The organism is Massilia sp. 9096 (assembly GCF_000745265.1).
In the GTDB taxonomy this organism is placed as follows: domain Bacteria; phylum Pseudomonadota; class Gammaproteobacteria; order Burkholderiales; family Burkholderiaceae_D; genus Telluria.
On sequence record NZ_JQNN01000001.1, the window covers coordinates 4,730,906 to 4,753,481 of the forward strand.

At 68.4% G+C, this 22,576-nt stretch carries 16 protein-coding genes; 15 read left to right on the top strand and 1 reads right to left on the bottom strand.

Annotated features, from left to right (window positions below; all coding sequences use genetic code 11):
- Positions 1-88 precede the first annotated feature (88 nt).
- Together FA90_RS20480 and FA90_RS20485 are read left to right on the top strand one after the other, a co-directional pair.
- Positions 89-2,104, top strand: coding sequence for an aminotransferase class V-fold PLP-dependent enzyme (locus FA90_RS20480; RefSeq protein WP_036172133.1), 2,016 nt, complete (start codon positions 89-91; stop codon positions 2,102-2,104).
- A 116-nt stretch (positions 2,105-2,220) separates the two neighbouring features.
- Entirely contained in the window at positions 2,221-2,832 is a 612-nt protein-coding gene (locus tag FA90_RS20485) for a hypothetical protein (protein ID WP_051971960.1), read from the top strand.
- A gap of 72 nt (positions 2,833-2,904) precedes the next feature.
- Here FA90_RS20485 and FA90_RS20490 read toward each other — a convergent pair whose 3' ends face one another.
- Positions 2,905-3,396, bottom strand: a complete 492-nt coding sequence (locus FA90_RS20490; protein WP_036172134.1) for a DUF4240 domain-containing protein — start codon at positions 3,394-3,396, stop codon at positions 2,905-2,907.
- A 185-nt stretch (positions 3,397-3,581) separates the two neighbouring features.
- Here FA90_RS20490 and FA90_RS20495 point away from each other — a divergent pair, with 185 nt between their 5' ends.
- The 13 genes from FA90_RS20495 to FA90_RS20555 all read left to right on the top strand — a co-directional run bounded on the left by FA90_RS20495 (position 3,582) and on the right by FA90_RS20555 (position 22,566).
- A complete protein-coding gene (locus FA90_RS20495) occupies positions 3,582-5,213 on the top strand; it encodes a CehA/McbA family metallohydrolase (RefSeq protein ID WP_036172136.1) in 1,632 nt (543 codons plus the stop codon).
- 230 nt (positions 5,214-5,443) lie between these two features.
- Complete coding sequence (locus FA90_RS20500) at positions 5,444-7,309, top strand: M1 family metallopeptidase (protein ID WP_036172138.1); 1,866 nt, start codon at positions 5,444-5,446, stop codon at positions 7,307-7,309.
- 14 nt (positions 7,310-7,323) lie between these two features.
- Positions 7,324-9,015 (top strand): serine hydrolase, encoded by a 1,692-nt coding sequence (locus tag FA90_RS20505; RefSeq protein WP_036172140.1) that lies wholly within the window; start codon positions 7,324-7,326, stop codon positions 9,013-9,015.
- Between the two features lie 403 nt (positions 9,016-9,418).
- Positions 9,419-11,056: a TldD/PmbA family protein gene (locus FA90_RS20510; protein WP_036172142.1), complete on the top strand. Its 1,638-nt coding sequence runs from the start codon at positions 9,419-9,421 to the stop codon at positions 11,054-11,056.
- Positions 11,057-11,074: 18 nt separating this feature from the next.
- Positions 11,075-12,412, top strand: a complete 1,338-nt coding sequence (locus FA90_RS20515; RefSeq protein ID WP_036172144.1) for a TldD/PmbA family protein — start codon at positions 11,075-11,077, stop codon at positions 12,410-12,412.
- A 13-nt stretch (positions 12,413-12,425) separates the two neighbouring features.
- Positions 12,426-14,063, top strand: coding sequence for a TldD/PmbA family protein (locus tag FA90_RS20520; RefSeq protein ID WP_036172146.1), 1,638 nt, complete (start codon positions 12,426-12,428; stop codon positions 14,061-14,063).
- Positions 14,064-14,112: 49 nt separating this feature from the next.
- Complete coding sequence (locus tag FA90_RS20525) at positions 14,113-15,450, top strand: TldD/PmbA family protein (RefSeq protein ID WP_036172147.1); 1,338 nt, start codon at positions 14,113-14,115, stop codon at positions 15,448-15,450.
- A gap of 18 nt (positions 15,451-15,468) precedes the next feature.
- A complete protein-coding gene (locus FA90_RS20530) occupies positions 15,469-16,089 on the top strand; it encodes a DUF4159 domain-containing protein (protein WP_036172149.1) in 621 nt (206 codons plus the stop codon).
- 18 nt (positions 16,090-16,107) lie between these two features.
- Positions 16,108-17,097, top strand: coding sequence for a MoxR family ATPase (locus FA90_RS20535; RefSeq protein ID WP_036172151.1), 990 nt, complete (start codon positions 16,108-16,110; stop codon positions 17,095-17,097).
- A gap of 1 nt (position 17,098) precedes the next feature.
- Positions 17,099-18,001 (top strand): DUF58 domain-containing protein, encoded by a 903-nt coding sequence (locus FA90_RS20540; protein WP_036172153.1) that lies wholly within the window; start codon positions 17,099-17,101, stop codon positions 17,999-18,001.
- Positions 17,998-18,999 carry a BatA domain-containing protein gene (locus FA90_RS20545; RefSeq protein ID WP_239700867.1) on the top strand — a complete coding sequence of 334 codons (1,002 nt, stop codon included), beginning with the start codon at positions 17,998-18,000 and terminating at the stop codon, positions 18,997-18,999. Before FA90_RS20540 ends, FA90_RS20545 begins: the two co-directional genes overlap by 4 nt.
- Positions 18,983-20,998 (top strand): hypothetical protein, encoded by a 2,016-nt coding sequence (locus tag FA90_RS20550; protein WP_051971961.1) that lies wholly within the window; start codon positions 18,983-18,985, stop codon positions 20,996-20,998. The genes FA90_RS20545 and FA90_RS20550 overlap by 17 nt, the downstream gene beginning before the upstream one ends.
- Positions 20,995-22,566, top strand: a complete 1,572-nt coding sequence (locus FA90_RS20555) for a hypothetical protein (protein ID WP_036172157.1) — start codon at positions 20,995-20,997, stop codon at positions 22,564-22,566. The genes FA90_RS20550 and FA90_RS20555 overlap by 4 nt, the downstream gene beginning before the upstream one ends.
- Positions 22,567-22,576 lie beyond the last annotated feature (10 nt).

The following is a 22,576-nucleotide window of genomic DNA, read 5'->3' on the forward strand; positions in this document are numbered from 1 at the left end:
AGGACGACTGATTCCGCACGACTACGTAACATATATTACTCAACAATGTATGTTGCGCGCACATATTTTTTTGCTTTTTGTTCATTTCATGAATCACGACATCTATCTCGACGCAAACGCCACGTCCCCCGTTCTTCCTGAGGCGCTCGCCGCCGCGGTCGAGGCGATGCAAGCCAATTACGGCAATCCCAGCAGCAGCCATGCGACCGGTTTGCGCGCCAAGGCCATCCTCGACGCCACCCGCGCCCGCGCGCGCCGCGTGCTCGGCGCGGGACCGGGCCGCCTGCTGTTCACCAGCGGCGCGACCGAAGGCATTCATACCGCGGTGCTGTCGGCGCTGTGCGCGGTGCGCGAGCGGCGCGCGGCCGGCGACGTCTGTGGCGATCTGCTGCTGTACGGCGCCACCGAGCACAAGGCCGTGCCGGAAAGCCTGGCGCACTGGAACCGCCTGCTCGGCACCGGCCTGACGCTGCGCGCCGTGCCGGTCGACGCCGATGGACGTCATCGCATGGACGTGCTGCGCGAGCTGGCGCCGCGCGCCGCGATGCTCTGCACGATGGCCGCCAACAACGAGACCGGCGTGGTCTCCGACCTGGACGCCATCGCGCGCGTGCTGAAGGACCTGGGCAGCCGCGCCTACTGGCTGGTCGACTGCGTGCAGGCGCTCGGCAAGCTGCCTTTGCACCTGGCCGACACCCGCATCGATTACGCGCCGTTCTCGGGCCACAAGCTGTACGCGCCCAAGGGCATCGGCATGCTGTACGTGCGCGACGGCGCGCCGTACACGCCCCTGATCACCGGCGGCGGCCAGGAAGACGGCCAGCGTTCCGGCACGGAGAACATGGCCGGCATCGCGGCGCTCGGGGCCGTGCTGAAAGCGCTGGAGGACGGCGCGACCTTCCGCAACCACGATCAACTCGCCGCCATGCGCGCGCGCGTGGTGCACGCGCTGCGCGAGGCCTTCCCGGGCATCGTGTTCAACGCGCGTTTCGAGACCACGCTGCCGACCACGATCAACTTCGCCGTGCCCGGACTGCCGGCGCGCGAGCTGCTCGACCTGTTCGACGCGGCCGGCATGCGCGTCAGCGCGGGTTCGGCCTGTTCGGCGGCCAAGGCCGCGCCCAGCTACGTGCTGGAGGCGATGGGCGTGCCGGACTGGCAGGCCAGCGGCGCGGTGCGCTTGTCCTTCGGGCCGCTCGCCGACGAGGCCTTCATCGACGCCGCCTGCGCGCGCATCCGCCGCTGCGGCCAGGCGATGCGCGGCATGCCGCTCGCGTCGAACGCTGCCCCTGCCGGCCAGGCCGGCGTCGCCCGCTTCAGCAGCGACGGGCGGCACGGCTGGCTGGTGCTCGACCACGAAGCGGGGGAGTGCGTGGCGATCGATCCGCCGCCTGCGCTGGCCGGGCGCATGGCCGACGCGATCCGTCGGCATGGTTTGCGCCTGGTGGCGGCGCTCGCAACCCACGCCGATGCCGAGGGCGCCGAAGCACGCGCGGCGCTGCGCGTCGCGCTCGGGATGGACGGCGCCGATCCGGGGCCGCTCGGCTGGCCGGCGCATGTCGCGGACGATGCTGCGAACGATGCGCTCGTTGTTGGTCGGCAGCGCCTGCGCCGCCTGCCCGGGATCGGCGCGGATCATGCGATGTACCTGCTCGACGCCCCGCGCCTGGTCTTCGCCGGCGACCTGGCCGGCCACGCGTTCGGCGCGGGCGCCGTGCCGGCCGACGCCATCCTGTGCCATCGCGCCGACGTCGACGGTGCGGCCTGGACCCGGCCCGGCGCGGCCGTCATGGACGAGGCGCGGCAGTTGCAGCAGGACGCGCTCGAGCGCTTCCTGCGCACCCATGGCGATGCGCTGGTCGTCGACGTGCGCGAAGCTTTCGAGGCTGAAGCCGGCGCTCTGCACCTGCTCGGCCGCGAGACGCGCAACCTGCCGCTGTCGCGCCTTGCCGAGCACCTCGAGCACTTGCTGGCTGCGCCGCAGCGGCCGCTGGTCTTCATCTGCCGCAGCGGCAACCGCAGCGCGCGCGCCGCGCTGTGCCTGCAGCGCCTGGGCCACCCGCACGCCTGGACCGTCGTCGGCGGTATCGCACTCGTCGGCTGAGCCGGCGTCAGTCGGCGAAGCCTTGGCGTGCACGCGACGGCTTGTCGTGTGCGCTTTGCAGCCTGTGCGGCGGACGCGCTACACTGACAACAGGCGCATCGAGCGAGGCGGCGAGCATGGGGACGAGACCGACGGCAGCACCGGCAACACCGCTGGCGACGACCGCCGCACCCGCACGGCGCGCGGCGCGGACCCCAGCCCGTCTGCTGGCGGCGCTGCTTGCACTGCTGGCGTGTGTCGCTGCCGCCCATGCGGCCGACTTCAGCGACACCGCGATCAGCTGGCGCTACGGCCAGCGCTTCCGCGAGCCCTATAGCGCGGCCGACATCCAGAAGAACGTCATCGCGCTGACCCACATCAGCACGTACGCGTATGGGTCGAACTACTTCAACGCCGACCTGCTCCAATCCGACAAGAACGATCCGGCCTCGCTCACGCAAGACGCGGGTGCGCAGGAAGCCTACATCGTCTACCGCCACACGCTCGACATCGGCGCGGTGCTCGGGCGCGAGCTGCGCTTCGGCGCGGTCAAGGGCGTCGGCGCGGTGCTGGGGTTCGACTGGAATACCAAGAACGACGTCGGCTACAGTTCGCGCAAGCGCATGCTGGTGGTCGGGCCGACGCTGATCTGGAACGTGACAGTCAGCGGGGTGCCGGGTGTGCTCAGCACCGGCAACCGCGGACAACGCGCGTCGACGCCGATGGTGCGGGCGGAATACCATTTTTGAAGAGGGCGCACCGGTGCCGGGCTGCACACGGCGGGATGCGCTTGCCGTTTCAATGACGGCCCCGGCGTCCGCTCAGTGCCCGAACTTTGCGGCCAGCCTCGGCAACAAGGCCGGGAGCACGTCCTCGTCCCATGCGCGGCCCTCGGGTTCGCCTTCGCCGGAATAATCCCGCTCGAGTTCCTTGTCCGTGTGTTCGGCATAGGCTTCCTGCGCCGTATAGCCGAACGCTTCGAGTTCGAATTCATCGCGGATCGGAAAGTCGGCCAGGCTGTCGGGGTCGGCCAGTGCGCGTTGATAAGTGTCGCGCCCTTCGGAGATCAGCCAATCGCGGAAGTAGCGGAAACCGTCATCGCTGCAGCCGCCATTCATCAACCAGGCCGCGCCCCACAAGTCCCAGCGGTTGGTGTGCGCGATCGCCTGGTCGTAGATGCGCTGGAACGCCTGGATCTCGGTGGCCGGCAGGGCGGCCAGGGCCGTGCGCAGGATCGACGGACGCGCACCTTCGTTGTCGCCGGCTTGCGATCTGGCGGCATCGATCAGCTTCCAGAAGCGGGACTCATCCATGGCGATCTCCTTGGCGTCTCCTTTGCGATGCGCCAATTATGCCCGAGTCCCCGGCATCCGAAACCGGCCGGCAGGGCGCTGCACCTCAAACATATTGCCGCTCATCATATGCGCATAAAAAATTATTAATTAGTCATCTATATTGCATCAATAACAATGTTTTCTTGATTGTGACAATGACAATCATGAAAACCCATCTCGCCCCCATCCTGTTCCTCGCCTTGTCGACCGGCGCGTCCGGCGTCATGGCGGTTCCCAACGACCATCGCGAATTCGAGGCCACCTTGAATGCGCCTTACCGCGGCGAGGGCGGTGTCAAGCCGGACGCGCGTACCTTCACCCTGTCGTTCGATGTCCCCGGCCTGCGGCGCGCGCAAGCAGCGGCCTGGCGGCTAGAGCTGATTGCACCGGGCGGACGCCGCGTCGCCCGGTGGCAGGGCAAGACGATGCTGGCGGGGCGACCGCTCGACGTTCTGGTCCGCTGGCAGGGCCTGCTGGCCGGCCGCGCGCCCGCACCCGGCGTTTATCGCGTGCGCCTGCATGCGGCGGCCAAGGGCGAGGCCGTCGACCAGGATTGGGAGATCGCAGTCGGCAAGCCGCAGACGCCCGCCATGCTGGCGTTTGCGCCGCTGCCCAGTGGGTACATGCAACGGCACGCGCAGGCCTCGGCCGCGCCGGCAGTGGGCACGCTGCCCTACACGGTCTATTACGGCAACCTGCACAGCCAGTCGAACCACAGCGACGGCGGCGGCGCCCTCGACAGTTGCAACGGCGCCCAGGACCCGCAGAGCGCATCGTTCGGGCCCGACGCCGCCTTCGACTACGCGCGCGCGCATGGGCTGGACCTGCTGATGGTCTCGGAGCACAACCACATGTACGACGGCTCGGACGGCACCAACGCGGACGCCGACCCCGCCAGATCCAAAGGCCTGTACCAGGCCGGCCTGCAAACTGCGCGCGACGCCAACGCCGCGCATCCCGAGTTCCTGGCGCTGTACGGCCTGGAGTGGGGCGTCATCAGTAACGGCGGCCACCTGAACATCTTCAACAGCGACGAGTTGCTCGGCTGGGAGAACAATGCCAAGGGTGAGCTGCTGGCCGACACGCGCACCGCGCGCAGCGACTACGCCGCCTTGTACACGCTGATGGCCCAGCGCGGCTGGATCGGCCAGTTCAATCATCCGTCCATCGGCGGCCAGTTCGTCGTGAACGGCAAGGCGCTCGGCTACACACCCGATGGTGACGCGGCGATGGCCTTGTGCGAAGTGCTCAACAGCTCGGCCTTCTCGACCATGGGCGACGAATCCGAAACGCGGCGCAGCAATTACGAACAGGCTTGCAACGCGCTGCTCGAAGCCGGCTACCACGTCGCCTTCAGCAGCGACCAGGACAACCACTGCGCCAACTGGGGCATGTCGTACACCAACCGCACCGCGGTGCTGATCCCGAACGGCGTGCCGCTCACGCGCGCCAGCTTCATCGACGCCCTGCGCGCGCGCCGCGTGTTCGCGACCATGGACCGCGACGCGCAGCTTGTCCTGACCGCCAACGGCCACCTGATGGGCGAGCGCTTCGACAACGCCGGCCCGCTGGCGCTGAAGGTGCTGTACGCCGGCGCGCCGGGGCGCAGCGCCGCCGCGGTGACGATCGTCGAAGGTGTCCCGGGCCGCAACGGCGCGGTGAGCGTCTTGTCGACGCAGGCCGAGACCAGCGTCACGCCGGCGCCCGGCGCCCACTTCTACTACGCGAAGGTGACGCAGGACGACGGCCGCGTGCTGTGGTCGGCGCCGGTCTGGGTGAGCCAGGCGGCGCAGTGAGCGGCGCGGCGATCGCGTCGCGCGCCCACACATATACGATACGCGCGCCCGCGCCCGCGCCCGCGCCCACGCATACGCACGCGCACGCGACGGTGCGTACGCGCGTACGCTCGCGCGCCATCGGCCCGCGGCGGCGAGGACCGGGCCGCGGCAGCCGCGCTTTCGCCGCGCCGTCGAGCATGCTATGCTGCTTGCGCCCACGGCCCGCCGGGCCGTCCCGAACGACAGCGATGAAGATTTCACACCTGCTGCGCGCCGCCCTCGGCCTCGCGCTCGCCCAGTACGGCGCCGCCGCGCTGGCCCTCGATCCCCTCAGCTACGCCCACCCGGAACAAGTCAAGACCAGCGCGCTGCACCTCGACCTGAAGGCCGACTTCGCGCGCAAGACCCTGTCCGGCTACGCGGACCTGAGCCTGGACTGGATCGACCACGACGCCCGCGTCCTCGACCTCGATACGCGCGGCCTCTCGATCGCCAGGATCGAAGGGCAGGGCACGGACGGCCGCTGGACCAGACTCGCCTACACGCTCGACCCGCTCGATGCCGAGAAGGGCCAGGCGCTGCACGTGACCGTGGACACGCAGCCGGCCAAGGTCCGCATCTGGTACCACACCGCGCCCACCGCGCCCGCGCTGCAGTGGCTGACGCCGGCCCAGACGATGTCGGGCAAGCGCCCGTTCATGTTCAGCCAGAGCGAGACCATCGACGCGCGTTCCTGGGTGCCGCTGCAGGACACGCCGGGCGTGCGCTTCACCTACAGCGCGCGCATCGACGCGCCACGCGGCCTGCGCGTGGTGATGAGCGCCGCCGGCGACCCGAAAGCGACCGGCAAGGGTGGCTGGCGTTTCAGCATGCCGCAGCCGATTCCCTCTTATCTGCTGGCGATCGGTATCGGCGAGCTGGACGTGCGCACCCTGGGCGCGCGCACCGCCGTCTACGCCGAGCCGCGGCGCATCAAGGCCGCCGCCTGGGAGTTCGCCGACACCGAAAAGATGGTCGAAGCGGCCGAGCACCTGTACGGCCCGTATCGCTGGGGGCGCTACGACATGCTGGTGCTGCCGCCGTCGTTCCCGATCGGCGGCATGGAAAATCCGAGCATGACCTTCGTCACGCCGACCATGATCGCGGGCGACCGCAGCCTGGTCGACCTGATCGCGCACGAACTGGCGCACAGCTGGTCCGGCAACCTGGTCACCAACGCGACCTGGAAGCACTGGTGGCTGAACGAAGGTTTTACCACTTACGTCACCACCCGCATCGTCGAGGCGATCTACGGCGAAGACACGGCGCTGGAAAACCTGCAGCTCGAGCAGGAAGAAGCGCTGGCCTCGCTCGCCACCATCCCGCAGGAAAAGCAGGCGCTGCTCACGCGCGACCCGGACACCTCGTCGGAGCACTACACCGACCAGGAGCTGGCCTATCCGAAGGGCGCCTGGCTCCTGCGCACCCTGGAACAGCGCGCCGGCCGCGCCGTGTTCGACCCCTTCCTGCGCGGCTGGTTCGACAGCCACGCCTTCCAGAGCGTGACCACGGCCGACTTCGTGCGCTACCTGCGCGCCAGCCTGCTCGACCAGCACCCGGAGATCATGACCGACGCCGAACTCGACGACTGGCTGTACGGCCCCGGCATCCCGGCCGGCGCCCGGCGGGCGGTGTCGCCGCGCCTGGCCGCTCTGGATAAGACGCGCGCCGCCTGGCTCAAGGGCGACGTGAAGACCGTGGACCTCGGCATGGACTGGAACGCGGCCGAGTGGATGAAATTCCTGAACGACATCGACAACCAGGCCAGCCGCGCGCAGCTGCAGGAACTGGACCGTGCCTACAAACTGTCCAGCACCGGCAACGCCGAAGTTGCCTTCCGCTTCTACCGCGCCGCGGTGCACGCGGGCGACCGCGACGTGCGTCCGCAGCTGGAAGCCTTCCTGCTGCGCGTCGGCCGCCAGAAGTTCGTGGTGCCGCTGTACGCCGCGCTGCATGCGCAACCCGACGACAAAGCCTGGGCCGACGCGCTCTACCGCAAGGCGCGCGTGCATTACCACCCCGAGACGCAGGCCAGCGTCGACCGTGAGCTGGCAAAACAAATCGCGAACCCATAGAAAGCCAAGACACCATGCAATCGAAGCACACCCCGCAGCGACGCTTGACGCGCCTGACCGCCTCCCTGCTGTTCGCCTTTGCCGGCGCGGCCTGCATCGGCAGCGTCCACGCACAAGACGCCGCAAGCAACGCCGCCACCGCCGCCACCGCCGCCACCGCCGCCACCGCCGCCGCGGCGCAAACCTACAACCCCGACGCCGACGTCACCCGCGTCATGAAACTGTTCGACGTGCCCGGCATCGCGATCGCCGTGGTCAAGGATGGTAAAGTGCTGGTGGCCGAGGGGTATGGCGTGCGCGAACTGGGCAAGCCGGCCAAGGTCGACGCCAAGACCCTGTTCGAGGTCGCCTCGAACTCGAAAGCCTTCACCGCCGCCGCGCTGGCGATGCTGGTCGACGAAGGCAAGGTCGCCTGGGACGATCCGGTCACCAAGCACCTGCCCGACTTCCAGATGTACGACGCCTACGTCACGCACGAGATGACGGTGCGCGACCTGCTGACCCACCGCAGCGGTCTGGGCCTGGGCGCGGGCGACCTGCTGTGGTGGCCGACTACCAACTTCAGCACCGACGAGATCATCCAGAAGCTGCGCTACATCCCGCCTGCGACCAGCTTTCGCAGCAGCTACGCCTACGACAACCTGCTGTACATCGTGGCCGGCAAGATCGTCGCCAGCAAATCCGGCAAGACCTGGGGCGAGACCATCCGCGAGCGCATCCTGACGCCGGTCGGCATGGCGTCGACCGTGACCAGCGTCGCCGAGGAAGCGGGCAACCCGGACGTGGCGCACGCGCACAGCAAGATCAACGACCGGATCGCGGCGGTGAAGGCGATGCCGGTGCCGAACGCGGTCGGCGCGGTCGGCATCAACACCAACGCGGAAGATATCGCGCGCTGGATGCGCGTGCTGCTCGACGGCGGCCGTGTCGGTACCGATGCCAACGGCAAGGAAGTGCGCCTGTTCAGCGCCAAGCAGGCGCGCGAGCTGTGGACCGCGCAGACCCCGATCCGCATCGGCGAGCCGGATCCGCGCCTGGCCGCGACCAAGCCGAGCTTCTCGGCCTACGGCCTGGGTTTCCAATTGCGCGACTACGACGGCAAGCTGGTCGCCATGCACAGCGGCGCGCTGCAGGGCTTTTATTCGAAGGTGGTCCTGGTGCCGGAAGCGAAGCTGGGCATCGCCATTCTCACCAATGCCGAAAGCGGCGGCTCGCTCAACGCGCTGCAATACCGCCTGCTCGACCAGTACCTGGGCAGCCACGTCGCCGGTCCCGACCCGATCGGCGCGGTGGCCGCCGTCGAGCAGGACAGCCACGCCAAGGAACTGGCGCGCCTGAACAAGACCGGCGCGGGCCGCGTGGCGAAATCGCTGCCCTCGCTGGCGCTGGCCGCCTACGACGGCGACTACCAGGACCCGTGGTATGGCCTGGCCACGATCAAGCACGTCGGCGGCAAGCAGATCCTGACTTTCGCGCGCACGCCCGACCTGACCGGCGAGCTGACCCACTACCAGCACGACACCTTCATCGTGCGCTGGAAGGAGCGCAACTTCAATGCCGACGCCTACGTCACCTTCTCGCTGAACCCGGACGGCAGCATCGAGCGCATGAAGATGCAGCCGATCTCCACCGAGACCGATTTCAGCTACGACTTCCAGGACCTGAACTTCAAGCCGGTCAAGGCGGACCCGAAAGCCGGCTCGTAAGCAGGCCGGCGTGACATGGAGGCCGTCGACATATACACGGCCGATCCCTAAAAACATGCGCGCATTGTCACCACGGTGCACACCCCGGCCGCCCACGCACCGTCAAGGCGCGCGCGCCAGCCGGGCGCCCGAAGCATGCATATGTCCGGCTGTCCGCCCGGTGCGCGCGGACAGCGTTGCGGACACCTCGCGGACACCGATCCGGACACTCTGCAGGAAGCTCGCCCGCCCGCCGTGGCGCGTAGCCGCAAGCACACGCGGGCTCACGACGAGCCCTGCATATGGCATAAAGATTGCCTATCCAAAACGTCAACTTGCTGCTAATGTGCAACGCACACTGCAGTAGATAACAACGAGGTCCGGCTGCCGGGCCACCGGCCAAATCAGTGATTCAGGAGATAGTATGGAACGGCGTACCTTCCTCAACCTCAGCGGTCTGGCCTTCGGCTCGATGCTGGTTCCCGTGTTCGGACGCGCGATCGCCGCCGAAGAGATGCAATCCTCGATGCCGGCCGCGGCCAGGAAGATGCTGGCCGACACGGCGCTGAATGCCGCCACCAAGGCCGGCGCCAGCTACTGCGACGTGCGCATCGGCCGCTACCTGAACCAGTACGTCATCACGCGCGACCTGAACGTCGAGAACGTGGTCAACACCGAATCGGCCGGCATCGGCGTGCGCGTACTGTGCAACGGCGCCTATGGCTTCGCGGCCACCAACGACATGAGCCCGGACGGCGTCGCGGGCGCGGCGCGCCAGGCGGTGGCGATCGCCAAGGCCAACGCCAAGCTGCAGACCGAACCGGTGCAACTGGCGCCGGTCAAGGGCGTGGGCGAGGTGGCGTGGTCGACGCCGGTGGTCAAGGACTGGCGTTCGGTGCCGATCAAGGACAAGGCCGAGATGCTGATCACGGCCAACAAGGCCGGCATGGACGGCGGCGCCAACTTCATGACCTCGATGCTGTTCCAGGTGCACCAGTCGAAGTATTTCGCTTCGACCGACGGCTCCTACATCGACCAGGACATCCAGCGCCTGTGGGCGCCGGTGACCGCGACCGCCATCGACAAGGCCAGCGGCAAGTTCCGTTCGCGCAGCGGCCTGTCGGCGCCGGTCGGCATGGGCTACGAATACTTCGACGCGCGTCCCGAGCACAAGATCAAGGCCGCAGGCGGCGTCGCCACGCTGTACACCAAATCGTACGACATCGTCGAGGACGCGCGCGCCGCGGGCCGCGACGCCAAGCGCAAGCTGACCGCGAAATCGGTCACGCCGGGCAAGTACGACCTGATGCTCTCGCCGGAAAACATCTGGCTGACCATCCACGAATCGGTCGGCCACCCGACCGAACTGGATCGCGTGCTCGGCTACGAAGCCAACTACGCCGGCACCAGCTTCGCCACGCTGGACAAGTGGCAGAGCAAGAAATTCAATTACGGTTCGCCGCTGGTGAACATCGTCGCCGACAAGACCACCCCGGGCTCGCTCGGCTACGTCGGCTACGACGACGAGGGCGTGAAAACCAAGCGCTGGGACATCATCAAGGACGGCATCCTGGTCAGCTACCAGGCCACGCGCGACCAGGCCCACATCATCGGCAAGACCGAGTCGGACGGCTGCTCGTACGCCGACAGCTGGAGCAACGTGCAGTTCCAGCGCATGCCGAACGTGTCGCTCCAGGCCGGCCAGAAGAAGCTGACCCCGGACGAGATGGTCAAGGACATCAAGAAGGGCATCTACATCGTCGGCGACGGCTCGTTCTCGATCGACCAGCAGCGCTACAACTTCCAGTTCGGCGGCCAGCTGTTCTACGAGATCAACAACGGCAAGATCGGCCAGATGCTGGAAGACGTGGCCTACCAGTCGAACACCCAGGACTTCTGGAATGCCTGCAGCGCGCTGTGCGACGACCGCGACTGGCGCATGGGCGGCTCCTTCTTCGACGGCAAGGGCCAGCCGAGCCAGGTCAGCATCGTGTCGCACGGCGCCTCGACGGCGCGCTTCAACGGCATCAACGTCATCAACACCGCCCGCAAGATCGGCTAAGGCAGGGAGAACCAGAACATGACCATCCTGACCCAGGAACAGACCAAACACATCTGCGACACGGTGCTCAAGGCGAGCAAGGCCGACGAATGCACCGTCAGCGTGAGCGGCACCCGTGACGGCAACATCCGCTTCGCGCGCAACGCGGTGTCGACCGCCGGCCTGGCCGACGACGTCAGCATCGCCGTGCAGGTCGCCTTCGGCAAGCGCGTCGGTACCGCCACCATCAACGAGTTCGACGACAAGTCGCTGGAAAAAGTCGTCCGCCGCGCCGAGGACCTGGCGCGCCTGGCGCCGGAAAATCCGGAGTTCGTGCCGGCCGTGGGCAAGCAGGACTTCAAGGCATCCAACACCTTCAACGCCAAGACCGCCGCCATCGATCCGGAGTACCGTGCGCAGGCGGCCGCGTACGCGATCGAAGCCTGCAAGAAGAAGGACCTGGTCGCCGCCGGCTTCTTTTCCGACAGCACCGCGTTCTCGACGGTGGCCAACTCGAACGGCGTATTCGGCCACCAGACCCAGACCGGCCTCGACTTCACCTGCACCGTGCGCACCAGCGATGGCCGCGGCTCGGGCTGGGTCAAGCGCTCGGCCACCGACGCCGCCCGCTTCGATCCGCGCGAAGCGGCCGACGTGGCGATCGAGAAGGCCTTGAAATCGGTCGACGCGAAGGCGCTCGAGCCGGGCCGCTACACCGTGATCCTGGAGCCGGCCGCGACCTCCGAACTGCTGGGTAACATGCTGGTCGGCTTCGACGCGCGCCAGACCGACGAAGGGCGCAGCTTCCTCTCCAAGAAGGGCGGCGCCTCGCGCCTGGGCGACAAGCTGTTCGACGAAAAGGTCAACATCTGGGCCGACCCGTGGAACCCGGACGTGCCGGTGCTGCCGTGGGACGACCGCAGCCTGATCGCGCGCCAGCGCATGGACCTGGTCAAGAACGGCAAGGTCAACGCGCTGCAGTATTCGCAGTACTGGGCCAAGAAGAAGGGCGTGATGGCGACCGCGATGCCGGGCAATATCATCATGGCCGGTACCGACAAGAGCACGCAGGAGCTGATCGCCAGCACCAAGAAAGGCATCCTGGTCACGCGCACCTGGTACATCCGCATGGTCGATCCGCAGTCGGTGCTGCTGACCGGCCTGACCCGCGACGGCACCTTCTACATCGAGAACGGCCAGATCAAGTACCCGGTCAAGAACTTCCGCTTCAACGAGAGCCCGGTGACCATGCTGAACAACATCGAGGAGATCGGCAAGCCGGTGGTGATCGGCGGCGACGAAGTGCCGTTCCAGATGCTGATCCCGCCGATGAAGGTCCGCGATTTCAACTTCACGTCGCTGTCGGACGCGGTCTAAGCACCGGGCACCCATGGAACGCCGCACCTTCCTCAACCTGTGCGCCGGCACCGCCGGCAGCCTGCTGGTCCCGGTCTTCGGCAACGCGGTCGCCGCCGAAGAGCTGATCGGCACGATGCCGGCCAGCGCCAAGAAAGCCATCGCCGACACCGCGCTGAACGCCGCCACCAAGGCCGGCGCCAGCTATTGCGACGTGCGCATCGGGCGCTACCTGAACCAGTACATCAACACGCGCGACCTCGCGGTGCAGGGCGTGACGAATACCGAGTCGAGCGGCGTCGGCGTGCGCGTGATCGCCAACGGCGCCTACGGCTTCGCCGCCACCAACCAGATGACGCCGGACGCGGTCGCCAACGCGGCGCGCCAGGCGGTCGCCATCGCCAAGGCCAACGCCAGGCTGCAGGACCGGCCGCTCGAGCTGGCGCCGGTCAAGGGCGTGGGCGAAGTCGCCTGGGCCACGCCGATGAAGAAGGACTGGCGCACGGTCGCGGTCAAGGACAAGGCCGAGATGCTGATCGCCGCCAACAAGGCCGGCCTGGACGCGGGCGCCAGCTTCATGACGGCCAACCTGTTCCAGATAAACCAGCAGAAGTATTTTGCTTCCACCGACGGCTCCTACATCGACCAGGACATCCATCGCCTGTGGGCGCCGATCACCGCCACCGCGGTCGACAAGGCGACCGGCAAGTTCCGCTCGCGCGCCGGCCTGGCGCCGCCGGTGGGCATGGGCTACGAATGGTTCGACGCGCGCGCCGAGCACAAGGTCCGCGCAGCCGGCGGCGTCACCACGCTGTACAACGGCAGCTACGACATCGTCGAGGAAGCGGCCAGCGCCGGCCGCCAGGCGCGCCAGAAGCTGGGCGCGAAAAGCGTCGACCCGGGCAAGTACGACCTGGTGCTGGCGCCGGAAAACCTGTTCCTGACCATCCACGAGTCCGTGGGACACCCGACCGAACTCGATCGCGTGCTCGGCTATGAAGCCAACTACGCCGGCACCAGCTTCTGCACGCTGGACAAGTGGGAATCGAAGAGATTCAGTTTCGGCTCGCCCCTGGTGAACATCGTCGCCGACAAGGACACGCCGGGTTCGCTCGGCGCAGTCGGCTACGACGACGAAGGCGTCAAGCCGAAGCGCTGGGACATCATCAAGGACGGCATCCTGGTCAACTACCAGGTCACGCGCGACCAGGCCCACATCATCGGCGAAAAGGAATCGCAGGGCTGCTCGTACGCGGACAGCTGGAGCAAGGTGCAGTTCCAGCGCATGCCGAACGTGTCGCTCGCCGCCGGCAAGAAGCGGCTCACGCCAGACGAGATGGTCAAGGACGTCAAGCGCGGCATCTACATCCTCGGCCGCGGCTCGTACTCGATCGACCAGCAGCGCTACAACTTCCAGTTCGGCGGCCAGCTGTATTTCGAAATCAAGGACGGCAAGATCGGCCAGATGCTCGAGGATGTGGCGTACCAGTCGAACACCCAGGATTTCTGGAATGCCTGCAGCGCCGTGTGCGACGAACGCGACTGGCGCATGAGCGGCTCCTTCTTCGACGGCAAGGGGCAGCCGAGCCAGGTCAGCGCGGTCTCGCACGGCGCACCGACCACGCGCTTCAACGGCATCAACGTGATCAACACCGGCCGCAAGATCGGTTAACGCAAGACCGCTCAACGCAAGACCGATCAAGGCAGAGGGAACCTACCGCATGAAACAGCTGACCCAGGACGAAGCCCAGAGTATCTGCCAGCGTGTCCTCAAGTATTCGACCGCCGACGATTGCAGCGTCTCGATCGCCGGCAACCGCAGCGGCAACATCCGCTTCGCGCGCAACGCCGTCTCGACCGCCGGCCTGAACGATAACCGCACCTTGAACGTGACGGTCGCCTTCGGCAAGCGCCAGGGCACCGCCAGCGTCAACGAGTTCGACGACGCCTCGCTCGAGCGCGCGGTGCGCCGCGCCGAGGACGTCGCGCGCCTGGCGCCGGAAAACCCGGAGTACGTCGGCATTTCGGCCAAGCAGGATTTCAAGCCGAGCGAAGAGTATTTCGCATCGACCGCCGCCATCGACCCGGAGTTCCGCGCCGAGGTGGCCGCGCGCGCGATCGAGGGCGGCCGCAAGAACAAGCTGGTCACCGCCGGCTTCTTCACCGACACGACCGGCTTCGAGACCATCGCCAACTCGAAGGGCGTGTTCGGCCACCGCCAATTCACCGGCCTGCAATTTACCTGCACCGCGCGTACCGAAGACGGCCGCGGCTCGGGCTGGGTGACGCGCGGCGCCAGCGATGCGAAACGCTTCGACGCGCGCGAGGCGATCGAAGTCGCGATCGAAAAAGCGATGCACTCGGTCGATGCGAAAGCGATCGAGCCGGGCCGCTACACCGTGATTCTGGAGCCGGCCGCGACGTCCGAGCTGCTGGGCCGCATGTTCGGCGCCTTCGATGCGCGCAACGCCGACGAGGGCCGCAGCTTCCTGGCCAGGAAGGGCGGCGGCAACCGCCTGGGCGAAAAGCTGTTCGACGACCACGTCAACGTCTGGGCGGACCCGTGGAACCCGGACGTGCCGGTCAGCCCGTGGGATACCCAATCGATGCTGGCGCGCCGGCGCCAGGACCTGATCAAGGACGGCAAGGTCGCCTCGCTCGACTACTCGCGCTTCTGGGCGCAGAAGAAGGGCGTGCAGCCGAGTGCGCGCCCCGGGAACATCATCATGGCCGGCGGCGCCAAGTCGCTCGAGGAGCTGATCCAGGATACCAGGAAGGGCGTGCTGGTCACGCGCACCTGGTACATCCGCTCGGTCGACCCGCAGTCGCTGCTGCTGACCGGCCTGACGCGCGACGGCACCTTCTATATCGAAAACGGCAAGATCAAGTACCCGGTCAAGAACTTCCGCTTCAACGAAAGCCCGGTCACGATGCTCAACAACGTCGAGGAGCTCGGCAAGCCGACCGTGGTGGCGCCGGACGAGGTGCGCTTCCAGATGCTGATCCCGCCGATGCGCCTGCGCGACTTCAATTTCACGTCGCTGTCGGACGCGGTGTAAGGGCAGGCGGCTTCCAGCATGGCCAACTTCGACTTTTATTTCACGCGCCTGATGTACGAATCGGGCGATTGGGACGTCGACCAGCGCATGCCCAGCAACGTGCTCAACTCGCTGGTCGAGTACACGACCCTGCGCGTGGACACGGCCGAGCGTCTGGTCAACCTGTCCGACCCAAAGATGCTGGAAGCGCCGTTCTGCTACCTGGCCGGGCACAAGCTGGTGCAGTTCACGCCCGCCGAGCGCAGGAACTTCGAGCGCTACGTGAAGGGCGGCGGCTTCGTCTTCGTGGACGATTGCAACCACGACGTCGACGGGCTGTTCGCGAAATCGTTCGAGGCCGAGATGGCAAAGATCTTCGGCGCGTCCGCCATGAAGAAGATCCCCAACAACCACCGCCTCTATTCCAGCTTCTTCCAGTTCGACGGCCCGCCCAACACGGCGGTCGAATTGAACGGCTGGGGCGACGATCTGGTGCACGAGTACCTGCGCGCCATCGAGATCAATGGGCGCATCGCCGTCCTGTATTCGAACAAGGACTACGGCTGCGAGTGGGACTACGACTTCCGCAACAAGCGCTGGCTGGCGGTCGACAACACCCGCTTCGCGGTCAATATCATTCAATACGCACTGGGAGCATAGCAAGTGGCAGAAGCAGCAATGACAGCGTGGACCGAGAACGAAATCGCCGACCTGGCGTCGAAAGTCGACCAGCTCAAGGCGAGCATGGGCCAGGTGATCATCGGCCAGAAGGACGTGATCGAGCTGCTCGTCACCTGCCTGCTGGGCGGCGGCCATGCGCTGGTCGAGGGCGTGCCGGGACTCGGCAAGACGCTGCTGGTCAAATCGCTGGCCCAGGCCACCGACATGCAGTTCCGCCGCGTGCAGTTCACGCCCGACCTGATGCCCTCGGATATCGTCGGCACCGAGATCCTGGAAGAAGACCAGGCCACGCGCCAGCGCGTGTTCCGCTTCCAACCCGGGCCCGTGTTTACCCAGGTGCTGCTGGCCGACGAGATCAACCGCGCGCCGCCCAAGACCCAGTCGGCGCTGCTGGAAGCGATGCAGGAGCGCTCGGTCACCTTCGCCGGCCAGACGCATACACTGCCGCGCCCCTTCTTCGTGCTGGCCACGCAAAACCCGATCGAGCAGGCCGGCACCTACCCGCTGCCCGAGGCCCAGCTCGACCGCTTCCTGCTGCGCATCGACGTCGGCTACCCGACCGAAGACGAGGAAATCGCGATGGTCGGCGCCACCACCCATGCCGGACTGCGCGACGCCGACCCGGCGATGGACGTGCAGACTTTATTACGCCTGCAGCAGCTGGTGCGCGATATCGAGATCGCCGAACCGATCCTGCGCTACGCAACGCGCCTGGTGCGTGCCACGCGTCCAGCCGACTCGCCGGTCGAGGCGATCCGCAAGCACATCGGCTGGGGCGCCGGACCGCGCGCCGGCCAGGCGCTGGTGTTGGCCTCCAAGGCGCGCGCGCTGATGCACGGCCGCCTGGCGGTCACGCGCGACGACATCGGCGCGATGCTGCTGCCGGTGCTGGCGCACCGCGTACTGCGCAACTTCGAGGCCGAAGCCGACGGCGTCGCGATCGCCGACATCCTGGCCGCGCTGCGCGCCGGCGTGCGCGTCGACTGACATGCCGATGCTGGACAGCGCCGCGCTGGTTGCGCATACGGGCAAGCTCGACCTGGTGATCCGGCATGTGCTGGCCGGGCTCGGGCAGGGCGTCCACGCCGGGCGCGAACGCGGCGCCGGCGTCGAGTTTTCCGAGTACCGCGCCTACGCCCCCGGCGACGAGTGGCGCCGCGTCGACTGGAAGCTGGCCGGGCGCACCGATCGCTACTTCGTACGCGAGGCCGAGCGCGACAGCCACGTCGCCGTCTGGCTGGTGCTGGACGCGACCGCGTCGATGATCGAGCCGAGCCGCAGCATCGACGGTCTCACCAAACTGCATTACGCCCGCGTACTGCTGGCCTGCGTGGCCGCGCTGGCGCAGCGGCAGGGCGACGCCTTCGGCCTGGTGGTCTGCAACGGCGAGCGCGCCCACTTCACGCCGGCCGCACGCGGACCGCGCCAGCTGCAGCGCGTGCTGGCGCGCCTGAACGCGGTTGAAGCCGGCGGCCAGCTGCCCGGCAGCGAGGTGCTGCGCGCCAGCCTGCATTTCGCACAGGCGCCGAGCGTGGTGTGCGTGGCCAGCGATTTTCTGGACTGGCCCTCGGCCTTGTCGGAATCGATGCTGCGCCTGCGCGCCATGCGCCACGACGTGCGCGCGCTGTGCCTGCATACGACGGCCGAGGACGAGGCCAGCTTCGACGCCTCGCTCGCCTACCGCGATCCCGAGCAGGTCAATACCGTGTTCCGCTTCGGGCGCGACGTGCGTGACGCCTACGTGCGCACGCGCGAGGCCCACTTCGATACCGTGCTGCGCGACTGCCGCCGGCACGACCTGCCGCTGCTGCAGGCGTGCATCGAACGCGCCCCGGGCGAGGTGCTGCGCACCTGGATGCGGCGCTCCATGGCAGGAGCGCGCGCGGCATGATGAATGTCAGTTTGTGGTGGCTGGCGCTGCCGGTCCTGGTGCTGCCGATCCTGTGGCATCGCCAGAAGCGCGAGCAGACGAAAGCGGCGCCGCTGGCGTCGGCCCGTTTTTTACCGAAGGCCGAACCCAAGCAGCTGCACGTGTGGCGCTGGAGCGACCCGCTGCTCCTGCTGCTGCGCTGCCTGCTGCTGCTGGCCCTGATCGCGCTGCTGGCCGACCCGGTGCTGCCGTGGCGCGGCGACAGCGTGCTGGTGCTGCCCGGGACCGCGCCGGCCGCCGTCGACCGCCTCGAGCGCGAGGCCGGCTTCGCGGGCGCACAGCGGCTCGCGCTGCCGGGCGTCGACGCCATCGCCTGGCTGCACGCGCACGAACGCGAATTCAAGCCGGAGGCGCGCCTGCTGGTGCTCGGCGACGCGGCCATGCCATCCACGCCGCCGCGTTTCCGGCATGCGGTCCAGTGGCGGGCGGATACGGCCCGGCCGGCAGCGCTTGAACATCACGTGGCCGTGTTCAGCGCACGTGCAGATGCGTGGCGCCGCCTGTTCGCGGCCGCCAGCCCGGCCTGGCGCATCGTCGTCGATGCCCAGCCGGGGCCGCGTACCGAGCTGGTGGTGTGGGACGTGCCCGAGGCGCCGCCAGGCACGCTGCGTGCGCCCTTGTGGTGGGTGAGCGATGCGCGGCTCTTTCCGGAGCTGGCGCATGCTTCGGAAGTCGACGGCTTGCGCGTGGCCGCGGGTGCGCGTGGACGCGTGTGGACGCAAGCGCAAGCGCAAGACACTTGGCCGCCGCGCGACGCCGATGCCGCACGCGCCCTGTTCGCGGCCTGGCAGCACCTGCAGATCGGGCCGCAGGCGTATCCGATGCCGCTGCCGGCCACCGCGGCGGACGCGAGTGCGCCGGCCGGTCCGGCCCGCGGCGCCCTGTGCGCGTTTCTCGCGACCCTGCTGGCCGTGCTGTTTGCTTTAGAGAGGATGTTGACCCATGCCCGGCGACGCTGACATCGCCCACGAAGTTGCTCACCGCGTTGCCCGCCGCGTCTGGCGCGCCGCGCAACTGCGCCGTGCCGGACTGTGGGCGGCCGGCGCCGTGCCCTGGCTGGTGCTGCGCAACGCGCCCGGCCTGCTGGCCTGGTCGGCCTTTTGTGCCTGGGATGGCCTGCGCCTGCAGCGCCGGGTCGCGCACGACTGGACCGCCTGGATCGACGAGGCCGTCCCGGAGATGGAAGACAGCAGCGCGCTGTTGCTGGAAGACCCGGCCACGCAAGCGCCGATCGCGCGCCTGCAGCGCAAGCGCCTGGTCGAACGTCTGCAAGCCAGCCTGGACGGCCCGCGCCTGCGTGCGGTCGCGCGCGCGCACGTGACGCCTGGCTGGCCATGGCTGGCGGCGGACGTGGTGCTGGCGGCCCTGGCCTGGTTGAGCGCCATGCAGCATCCGCATGCCGTGCAAGCCGCCACCGCCGCGCAGGCGCCGGCACGCAAGACCGCGGCGACGCAGGCGCGCGCCGAGTTGATCCTGAAACTGACGCCGCCCGCCTACACCGGCGTGGCCGCATCGACCTCGAACCCGCGCGACCTGCAGACGCCCGAGCAGACCGTGGTCGAGTGGTGCCTGCGCACCCCGGACGACGCGGCCGAACGCATCGAACTGAGCGATGGCCAGGCGCTGCAGGTCGCGAAGGACTGCGTACGCTGGACGGCGACGGAATCGATGTTCTGGCGCTGGCGCGGCAAGCGCTACACGCTGAAAGTCATACCCGACCAGCCGCCCGAGATCTCGATCAGCCAGCCGAACGAGATGACGCATGACCTGGCGCGCGACGCGGCCAGCGCGAGGATCGCGCTGAGCGTGCGTGACGACTACCGCATCCAGCAGGCGACCATGCACCTGACGCTGGCGCGCGGCAGCGGCGAGAACATCAAGTTCAGCGACCGCGAGCTGCCGCTGCCGGTTTCAAACGATCCGCGCAAGCGCGACTGGGCCAAGGACTGGCCGCTGGCGGAACTGGGCATGCAGCCGGGCGACGAGCTGTACTTCTTCATCCGCGCCAGCGACAACGCCTTCAAACCGCACACGGTGCAATCGGCCACCTACACGCTGCGCCTGCCGGCGCCACCCTCCGACAAGGACGAGGACAGCGCCGCGCTGCCGATGATGGTCAAGCCGGAGAGTCTGCGCAGCCAGCGCCAGATCATCATCGACACCGAGCAGCTGGTCGCCGACCTGCGCAACAAGAAGCTGCCCGAAGCGGAAGCGCGCGAACGCAGCGAGCGCATCGCCGACGACGAGGCTGTGCTGCGCCGCCGCTACGGCCAGTTCCTGGGCGAGGAGTCGACCCTGTTCGGCAAGGACGACGACCACGACGAGCCTGCACACGGCAAGGACAAGGACGACGTGCTGCACCAGTTCGGCCACGCCCACGACCAGCCCGAGAACGCGACGCTGTTCGACGACGCCACCAAGAAGGTGCTGCGCCGCGCGCTCGCCGCGATGTGGGACGCCGAAAAATCCCTGCGCGCGATCCAGCCGAAGAGCGCGCTGCCGCCCGAGAACACGGCGCTGGTCGCGATCAAGGAACTGCAGCAGTCCGAGCGCATCTACCTGCACAAGACCTCGTCCGAGATCCCGCCTATCAAGGAAGACAAGCGCCTGAGCGGCGACATGGCCGGCAGCGCCAGCTTCAAGCGCGCGCAGGGCGAGGCCAACGATCCGGTACCGGCCGACTTGCGCGCGCTGGTGCGCTCGCTCGGCACCGACGGCCCGCTGCCGGCGCTGTGGACCCGCACCGCGCACGACTGGGTGCGCGAGCGCGTCAAGGACGACGAGCAGCGCCTGAACGCCCAGCGCGCGATCCAGGACGTGGCCGACGGCTGCCTGGCGTGCCGCCCGGTGCTGCGCGCCTGGCTGCGCGGCGGCGTCGATAACGCGCCGGTGCTGCTGCAGGCGCGCCCGGACGTGCAGACGCGGTTCGGGCGCGCGCTTGCGGGAGGGCAGCGATGAACTGGCTGGAACCGCAATGGCTGATCCTGATCGGGGCCGTCGCCGGCGCGGTCAGTGCCCTGATCTACCTGCGCCGCCGGCGCTGGATCGAGGCGCTGCTGGTGCTCGTGGCCGGCGCAGCGCTGGCCGGCGCCACGGGTGGTTTGACCTTGCCGGGCGAGGCGGGCGGCGCCTTGACGGTGTCGGCGGCGCATCCGCCGGTCAATCTCGACGGCGTGCGCAGCCTGCTGGTCAAGGATGACGGCCTGCGCCAGGCCGAGTGGGACGACCTGCCGGCGCGGCCGCTGGCCTGGACCGCGCCTACCACGCCGGCGATCAGCCTCGACTTCCCGCGCGAACTGGCGCTGGGCCGCATCTTCGCGCTCACCGCGCACCGCTCCTGGAAGGCGCCCGGCCGCCTGCAGCTGCTGGCCGAAAACGGCCAGGTGCTGGCGGAAGCCAAGGGCGACGGCGACCTGACCGTGCAATGGCTGCCGCCGCTGGCCGAAGACCTGGTCTTGCAAGCGCGCCTGCTCGATGCCGACGGCAAGCCGGTCGACCGGGGACCGGTCCCGGTGCGCGTGCGCGAGCCGCTGCCGCTGCAGGTGCGCGGCCGTTTCAACGCCCCGTCGTTCGACCTGCGCACGCTCGACGAACTGCTCGCCAACAGCAACGCGGCCATCGACTGGCAGATCGAACTGGGCAAGAACCTGCGGCGCGCCGAGACCGCGCGCGACCCGATTCAAACGCCCGACCTGGAGATCGTCGACGCGGCCTGGTTCGAGCATGCGCCGGCCGGCGAGCGTGCCGCCCTGCTGGCGCGCGTGGCTGCCGGGGGACGCCTGCTGGTGCTGGGCGCGAACGCGCAGGACGCCGGCGCCTGGAGCCGCAGCGTGGCGCTGGCGCTGGCCCCACAGCCGGCCAACAAGACCATCGAAGGCGCGCTGCCGATGACCGTGGCCGGCCTGGCCCCGAACGCTGCGCAGGCAGGCGAGTGGCAGGGCGAAAGCGGCCTGGAGACACGCGGCCTGTGGACGCGCGACTGGCAGCAGGGCCGCATCGGCTGGCTGGCCGTGGGCGACTGGCACCGCCACGCGATCGAGCAGCCGCGCGCGCTGGCGCTGTGGTGGCAGAGCGTGCTGGACCGCCTGCAAGTGCGGCGCAGCCGCGACATCGCCTGGCTCGAGCCCGAAGAAATGCCGCTGCCCGGACAACGGCTGGCCGTGTGTGCGCGCGGCGATGCGCTGGCGGCATCGCCCGGCGTGGTGTTCCCGGCCTTGACACAGACCCTGGCCTGGCAGCGTCGTGCGGACCACGTCGACGCCGCCTGCGCCGCCGTCTGGCCGCAGCGCAGCGGCTGGCTGCGGATGCAGGCACAAGGCGCCAGGCCGGTCGAAGGCGCCGTTTACGTGTACGCCGACAAGGACTGGCCGCTGTGGCAGCGCCGCGAACGCCGCGCCGCCACCGCCCGCTACGCCGCGCGTGCGGCGGTCGCACCCGCTACCGGCACGCGGCCGCTGCCGGCCTGGCCGTTCGGCGTGGTGTTCGCGCTGGCCATGCTCGGCCTCTGGTGGCGCGAACGCCGCTAAGAGGGTGTAG